This window comes from Enterobacter chuandaensis (assembly GCF_003594915.1).
In the GTDB taxonomy this organism is placed as follows: domain Bacteria; phylum Pseudomonadota; class Gammaproteobacteria; order Enterobacterales; family Enterobacteriaceae; genus Enterobacter; species Enterobacter chuandaensis.
Genome location: NZ_QZCS01000017.1, coordinates 92,234 through 98,233, shown reverse-complemented (window position 1 = coordinate 98,233; position 6,000 = coordinate 92,234). Strand labels below are relative to the sequence as shown.

General features: G+C 50.6%; 8 protein-coding genes. 2 read left to right on the top strand and 6 right to left on the bottom strand.

What is annotated here, in order from left to right; translation table 11 throughout:
• Positions 1–458: 458 nt before the first annotated feature.
• Together D5066_RS20440 and D5066_RS20435 are read left to right on the top strand one after the other, a co-directional pair.
• The gene (locus D5066_RS20440) at positions 459–1,673 is read left to right on the top strand and encodes a site-specific integrase (RefSeq protein WP_119917062.1); all 1,215 of its coding nucleotides are present in this window, start codon (positions 459–461) and stop codon (positions 1,671–1,673) included.
• A gap of 63 nt (positions 1,674–1,736) precedes the next feature.
• Positions 1,737–2,660 (top strand): AbiTii domain-containing protein, encoded by a 924-nt coding sequence (locus D5066_RS20435; RefSeq protein WP_119917061.1) that lies wholly within the window; start codon positions 1,737–1,739, stop codon positions 2,658–2,660.
• A gap of 41 nt (positions 2,661–2,701) precedes the next feature.
• Here the strand turns inward: D5066_RS20435 and D5066_RS20430 are convergent, their stop codons facing one another.
• From D5066_RS20430 to D5066_RS20405, 6 genes are all read right to left on the bottom strand, one after another.
• Positions 2,702–3,127 (bottom strand): endonuclease domain-containing protein, encoded by a 426-nt coding sequence (locus tag D5066_RS20430; RefSeq protein WP_035892806.1) that lies wholly within the window; start codon positions 3,125–3,127, stop codon positions 2,702–2,704.
• Positions 3,100–3,399 carry a hypothetical protein gene (locus D5066_RS20425; RefSeq protein ID WP_119917060.1) on the bottom strand — a complete coding sequence of 100 codons (300 nt, stop codon included), beginning with the start codon at positions 3,397–3,399 and terminating at the stop codon, positions 3,100–3,102. Before D5066_RS20425 ends, D5066_RS20430 begins: the two co-directional genes overlap by 28 nt.
• Positions 3,383–3,808: a hypothetical protein gene (locus tag D5066_RS20420; RefSeq protein ID WP_105640680.1), complete on the bottom strand. Its 426-nt coding sequence runs from the start codon at positions 3,806–3,808 to the stop codon at positions 3,383–3,385. The genes D5066_RS20425 and D5066_RS20420 overlap by 17 nt, the downstream gene beginning before the upstream one ends.
• A gap of 18 nt (positions 3,809–3,826) precedes the next feature.
• Positions 3,827–4,336 carry an HNH endonuclease signature motif containing protein gene (locus tag D5066_RS20415; protein WP_119917059.1) on the bottom strand — a complete coding sequence of 170 codons (510 nt, stop codon included), beginning with the start codon at positions 4,334–4,336 and terminating at the stop codon, positions 3,827–3,829.
• A 16-nt stretch (positions 4,337–4,352) separates the two neighbouring features.
• Positions 4,353–5,348, bottom strand: coding sequence for a hypothetical protein (locus D5066_RS20410; RefSeq protein WP_023277337.1), 996 nt, complete (start codon positions 5,346–5,348; stop codon positions 4,353–4,355).
• 198 nt (positions 5,349–5,546) lie between these two features.
• The gene (locus D5066_RS20405) at positions 5,547–5,960 is read right to left on the bottom strand and encodes a hypothetical protein (RefSeq protein ID WP_023277338.1); all 414 of its coding nucleotides are present in this window, start codon (positions 5,958–5,960) and stop codon (positions 5,547–5,549) included.
• Positions 5,961–6,000: the final 40 nt, after the last annotated feature.

Below are 6,000 nucleotides of genomic sequence, written 5' to 3'. Positions count from 1 at the left end.
GGTACGTTAATCACCATAAACCTGTTTACGTGGCTCATAAGGCCGCACATCGGGCTTAAATGCGTGTGATCAATCTGTTTTGGTATGGAGTTTTGAGACGGCGGCACGTCTTCCGGCTTCAAAGGAAAAGCGATACAAGGTTGAGCCTGGTAACTACTTGCCACTGCGTGCTAACATACCAAAGCCATTAACAATCACAGTGGCTTTTGTACTTGATAGGAAACTGACATTTCTTATATGCAAATGAGGCAGGTCTTTCACGCTAACTCATTGTTTTTAAAGGAATTTAGTGACTTGGTGCGAAGGCCGGACTCGAACCGGCACGGGTTATAGCGGCTTAGCTTGCTTCAAGAATCATTGTTAACTCATTGAACTAGCGAGACTAAAGCTCATAACCCCGGCACATTTCACCGACTGTTTAGTCATGAAAAAGCCCCGACAACATAACCGGGGTTTGTATGAGTTTCAAGAGAGATCGTTATCTAGTTTTAGATCCCTGCGGGAATTACCTCGTGCGGATAGCTATTCCCATCTACATGCGCCACCTGTTCCAAGGGAAGCGCTACTTTATGAAAAGCACAGGGACACGAGACATACGGCAAGCGCGTTTGTTTCGCGATGCTATTGCTCTGGAATGGACTCGCTTACGGAATCTGCTTAAGCCGCAAGGCGGCTCATCCGTAGATCAAATCATTGATGAGCTACGCCGTGTCAGTGTGTATGCTAAGGAAGCCCCCGCATCATTTGGTGCATCGGTTCAGGCTTGCCCTTCCCTACTTAAAATGCGCGATCTGTATCTTCTCCAATACAGCGAGAAGAGAAAGCTGACCACGCTATCCAAGACCAACAAAGCCGTAGAGGTGCTGTTAACCCACCTGAAAAAGAAAGATGTTCAGTTGCGAGATATTAACCGAACCATAGTTACAGGCTGGTTAGATAAACTCAAAACTGAGCGAGCGCCCCAAACCATCCAGAACTATATCAGTGCACTGGCACAGATATGGGATTTGGCACGCAATCGCTATCACGATGCGCCACAGGATAACCCTTGGCGTGGTCATGCACTCGAAGCCAAAAGCAGCAAGGTCAGCTATGAAGTCTTCGCACCGGGAGAGCTGGCAAAGGTCTATACCTTGCTTGATGACGAGATGAAGGCGGTAACGGCTATTGGTGCTTACAGCGGTATGCGGATCAATGAAATATGTACGCTGCGTGAGAGCAGTATTAAAACTATCGAGGGCGTTTTGTGCTTTGAGATCACCGAGGGGAAAACCAAGAGCGCGGCGCGAATCGTCCCTGTACACAGTAAGCTAATCCCCCTCGTAAAATCGTTGCTCAAAAACACACATAGCGGTTTTCTGTTTTATCACGCTTCAATCACAGACCGGGCGGATGGGAAGCGCTCAACGTGGCATACGCAGCAGTTCACACGGGCAAAGCGTAAAGCTCTTGGCGAACTTGCCGCAGAGAGAAAAGTGTTTCACTCACTCCGCCATGCGTTTGTGCAACAGCTCGACCGTGCTCAAGTGCCAGAGGACAGAATTGCGCTACTGGTAGGCCATGAGCGAGGGAATACTGAGAGCTTCAAGACTTACTCAAAAAACGCAGCAGCTCCCCAAGAGCTTAAACGCTACATAGAAATGCTTGAAAGCGAGGGTATAAAAATCAGTTAAAAACGGTGGGGGAGCTTTTAGGTTGGGGTAGAATGCTAAGCGACAACGCGAAGAGGAAGTCCCATGCAAAATTCCCCAGTAATACAGCTAAGACAGATGATACACGCCGACTCTTATGGTATGTCTTCGATATTAATGCAATCTATTATTATTGCTAGGAAAATCGGGGACAAAGAGTTCGGCGATTGGCTCGAATACGAGTACAGGGGATACCCATCTAAAGCTCTCACACCAGTTTATAGGCTTTTTGATCTTCCCCATTACGCCCAGCTACACAATGGCAGTTGGCAGCCAATGAACCTAGATCGAACTTTTTTAAAAGATATACTTGAGCACGATAACTTTAACCTTTTTAAGATGTGCGCGGTTCAAAACCCTATAGCTGATATTGAACGAATGGCCTCTTCTGACGAACCAATAACAGCTTTCTTATCTGAAAAGCAAAAGCAGTTCTTTTCTAATCTCTTTGGAAATTTTAAAAACTATGCTCAATTCCCTCATCGTTCACATATGGTGAAGATCATTTTAGATGTAAAAATGATGATACTTAATTGGGCCTTAGAATTAGAAGAAAAAGGAGTGCTTTGCGAAAACTTATCAATTACTCAACAGCAAAGGGAGATCATGACCGTGACTGTGAACAATAACACTAATAATTTCCACGCACCTGTCAATAACGCTGGAACGATAGTTGCGGGTAGTACAGGAAATATTAAGCAAGCAAATAAAATAACAGCGGGGGACTTCAACTCTCTCAAAGAACAGCTCAAACAATGGGGTGCAACTGACGAAGATATTGAGGCATTACACCAAGCGATACAGGAATCCACGCCCCCCACCAGTTCAGACGCGTTTGGAGGAAAGATTGGTAAATGGGTCGGAGATATGATCGGTAAAGCATATGCTGGTACATTAAACATTGCTGCCTCCGCTGCTCCCGCGCTACTGACTAACGCCATTTGCCATTACTACAACATTCCTGTTTGAGTAGCTACGTTACTGTTTCGGCGGGGTTTATTACCCCGCAGTTATGGATATAACACGCCAATACCAGTGTATTGCTTGCGATAGCTGCCAACCATAGCCCTTAAGTTCGCAACGCTAACACCACACGTCCGCCCAACGTAGCGGCCTCCCTCAGCAGCGTTAGCAGAACGATGCACCACAGCACGCACGCGCCCGGTTCGGTGGCAGTGATCTAGCACGGCAGACGTAAGGCGCAGCGGCTTACCTGTCACCGCACAGCGTCGGTATTGATAATTCCACAGGAAGATACGGACAGCGGCCACATCAGCGCGGCGCAACTCCAGCCGACCGGAACCATTCAACAGGAAGCGATACACATCTTCGAATACAGCAGCATTTGTAATCCGTTCAGCCAACGGCATGTTGCCGAGGTGTTCCAGATAGTCCCGCATCGCTTTTCTTAGTAGTTGGTCTGTCCGTGTAACCATGATTCAAAGTCTCCATTGTCAGACGCAGCCCGCTTGCAGGCTTCGTATTCTTCGCACTGGCGTTGGCAAACCAGAACATAAAGCTCATCAGCCATCGCATTAACGCGTTCGTCACTGATACCGTTGCGGCGCATTAGCCCCAGCAGCTTACGAAATTCAGCTTCCAGCTCAGGCTCTTCGGTATCCATTACCCACTGTTTCAGGTCAGCGAGTGCGCCAGTCATTGGCGGCGGCTCGATGTACCGCCACCTTAATTTAATCGTGGTTATCATCTTCTTTATTCTCTCTGTAAGCCGGGTGCATTGCCCGGTATTGCTCAATGGTCAAACCCTCGCTGGCCGCTGTAAGCCGTTCCTTTTGCTTACCCGCCAATCGCAAGGCGCTGTCTCTCCAGCAGAGCAGAAAGAAGATGGTCAGCACCTGTTTACTCAAGCCATCCAGAAGATCGCCAAGCCCTTGCTCCAGCATACAGGCACGCCATGCAGCGGCGTGCTCAGTCATAGCACCGACTATCGGGACAGGTGCGCCGAGCATCGTCGCAAGTTGGCTCATAACACTATTAGCATCGCCCGGATGCAGTCGGGGAATAGTCATGCGGCCAGCCTGCGCCATCAGTTCAGCGTACCGCTGGCGGCGTGGGTCATCATCTGCCAGCGCTCTAATCGGCTTTTCATCAGCCATATATGGAACCTCCGAGGATTAGGCAGCCTGCAACAAATCGGCTGGCGTTGAGGGATGGTATCTGGCTTTAGCTTTTAGATAGGCAGCACGCGCCGCCGCTTCGGTAGTAAATAAGCCAAGGTGACGGAGTACACCATCAACGCGTATGTAAGCCTCCCATTTGCTACAGCCTTTATTCCAGCTATATCCCCTTGCCTTGCGTCGGTTCTGGTCGTTTTCCCGCTGCGTAACCAAGCGCAGATTGCATAGGCGATTGTCGTCACGGATACCGTTGATGTGATCGATCTGCTTACCATGAGGAATAGCGCCATGCGCAAGAATCCACGCCACGCGATGGGCTTTTAGCTGGTACTGCTTGCCATCAAGTCGCAGGGCAACTTGACGATAGCCATCAGCTCGCCGGGTGGAGTCAGCATAGGAGCCAGTCTTAACCCGGCGTCGGTTAGCTTTATGGTGCAGGCGGCCTGTCACCGGGTCATACAGGAAAAGGGAACACAGCAGCTCAGGGGCGTAAGCATCATTAACCATGACTCAGCCCCTCCAGTTATGCAGCTTGTCGGAAATTGATAACGCAGTCAGGACGACGCAGCCCAACGTTGAACAGCCGATATGAGTCCATCACCATTGTCATTTCGCGTTCATCATCCCACTGGCGATTGATGACGCTCTGCGCTTCGACCGTCAGCAGCACAGAGGAAGGTTTAAACAGCGTCGCCCTCGTCATCGCTTCCTCTGCGGTAACGTCATAATCAGCGCCCAGTTCATGCCCGGTAATGACTTCCTGCGGGTAACTGTTCAGCTCAATGACTCGCACCCCAGCGACATAGCCAACGCGACGCCATGCGTAATCGTTGCCACTATCCCGGCTGTAACGGACGTTCATCAGCTTCTTATGTTCCATCAGGATGCTGAACCATGCAGGGTCAATGAGAAGCACCAGCTCGGCCACCGGAATATCTTTCTCAGTGAGGAAGCGATTAGCAGCCGCTTTGACGGCGTGAACCAATTCGTTTGCGGCGTCCTCTTCGCTCCCCGCTGTCAGGTCGAGCGAGACAACGTTATTCGTAAGCGGGTTAAACGTTGGTTGCAGTGTCGGCGGCGGTACAAAGTCAGTCGCTTTGATTAACTGGATGGTGTGCGCTTCGTCGTAGAACTTAGCGTGCGCAGTGCCGATATTGCGGCTCAGCTCTGCGCGAAATGTGGGTGCTGTCCAATCGTCCTGATAGTCAATCGGGACGCGGATATAACTCAGCGTATCCACAGAGATAACCAACTTGTCCGACTTAACGGCGGTAGGCTCCAGCGATTGCCCTGCGGTTCTGCCCTTCACCTCAAGATCACCACTCAGGCGATCAATGCGGTATTGGTTGCTGCCTTTCAGCGGCCTGTATGTAGACAGCCCCTCGGCCAGAAATACGGATTTGGACTCTAAACGGGTCTGGACATCCCGGTCATAAGCCTCGATGTGAATATCATTGTCGGATTCCACCCCGCCATAATGTGGGCGAAACAGATCGGGACTGTACGAAGTATCAGCCATAAACAAAACTCCTACGTAGGTTGATGAAGCCCGCGCCATCGTCATGGCACAGACGTGCGGAATCCTCCCGCCGAGGCAGGATTCAGAACGGTATCGATTAAAGGGATAAGGTGCCCCGAAATGGGCGTTTTGAGGCCAGAGCTGGCGCGGTTCTCAGGGGTTAGTGCGCGTGAAGTAAGGCGAACGTATTACCTTGCATTAGTGCGCACTCATACGCGCCATGTTCAACACCTTCCGCACAGAGGTTTCAGACACGCCAACCTTGCTTGCAATGTAACGATTCTTCTGGCCTTTTGCAGAGCGAACGATAATGTCAGCGCGTATCGCCTCAGTGATTACCTTGCGGGGTCTGGCTCGATTCTTCTCGTGCCGTTCACGTTCGCGCATCCGCTCGGCCATCTTCGGCGGCAGCACAGGGGAAAGCCCACGGCTAACGCCAGATGTGCGGGTGCCGGATGTGGCAGACCGTGCAACGATATAAACCGCTTCGTCTGGATTGAAAACGTGCGGCACACGCTCAGGGTAAACATGATCACATCTACCCAGCGGCAAGGCGAAATCCGGGCGCACGTCAGCGACACGCTCCACAGCATGGAAATTACAGGTACTCATTACGAACCTCGGTTAATTAAAAACAGGCTTTCAGATGCCG